Source organism: Cupriavidus sp. CuC1 (assembly GCF_044627735.1).
In the GTDB taxonomy this organism is placed as follows: domain Bacteria; phylum Pseudomonadota; class Gammaproteobacteria; order Burkholderiales; family Burkholderiaceae; genus Cupriavidus; species Cupriavidus ulmosensis.
The window spans coordinates 1-659 of record NZ_JBIUHC010000424.1 but is presented as its reverse complement, the minus strand read 5'-3'; the positions used below and the strand labels follow the sequence as shown (position 1 = coordinate 659).

Below are 659 nucleotides of genomic sequence, written 5' to 3'. Positions count from 1 at the left end.
GGGGAAATCTGTGGGTGAAAGAGGATGCGCGGCTAGCCAAGTGAAGCCCGATTGAGGTACTGATAGAGCTTGCGACACGTTGCATCAAAGGCATTTTGTGCGGACTCGGAGATAGCTGGCCAAATGAGAGGACCGCCGTCTTCCTCAATGATCTTGTCCAGGAGGGTTGCCACAGGAAGAGTGAGGAGATCGGGATCTTCATGGCGTCGTCGGATCATTTCGCCGCCCAGCATCCAGATGTGATCGCGGTGCCGAAGCAATGTCTTGCGCGTATATCCCAACGTTGGGAGCTGCTCCAGGAAAGGCGTGAGTATTGCTACGATTGCCTCTCCAGTCGAAATATCTTCGTCAACGACTCGCCACGAAGCAGGCCAGTTATGCAGGTCTGGAATGTACTGGGCGAGCGTTTGCTGTTCGGGGACAATAGCGGTTTTGCTCTTGTCGCTTCTGCTCCTGCTAACCATGTTGCTGACCCGCCTGCTGAATGCCTGTCATCATATTCCAGGTTTCGTTTATGAAGGTGCGCGGCTGTGCGAGGCAACCCAGTCCATCGAGATCGACGTGCGTCCGCGCAAGGGCTCGAAGCCGATCTGCTCATGCTGTAGCCAGCCTGCGCGGGGTTACGACACGCTCGCACAGCGCAGGTTCGAGTTTATTCC

Annotated in this window: 1 protein-coding gene and 1 pseudogene; one reads left to right on the top strand and one right to left on the bottom strand. The window is 55.8% G+C overall.

The features are described 5' to 3' along the window. Nucleotides 1–32 precede the first annotated feature (32 nt). The gene (locus tag ACGLHR_RS52035) at nt 33–464 is read right to left on the bottom strand and encodes a hypothetical protein (RefSeq protein ID WP_045242022.1); all 432 of its coding nucleotides are present in this window, start codon (nt 462–464) and stop codon (nt 33–35) included. Here ACGLHR_RS52035 and ACGLHR_RS52030 point away from each other — a divergent pair. Then, nucleotides 463–659: pseudogene (locus tag ACGLHR_RS52030) on the top strand (ISL3 family transposase); the annotation flags it as partial. The gene ACGLHR_RS52035 and the pseudogene ACGLHR_RS52030 overlap by 2 nt on opposite strands.

Coding starts and splice junctions, on each gene's coding strand:
- ACGLHR_RS52035 (WP_045242022.1), bottom strand. CDS start 464: ATGGTTAGCAGGAGCAGAAGCGACAAGAGCAAAACCGCTATTGTCCCC.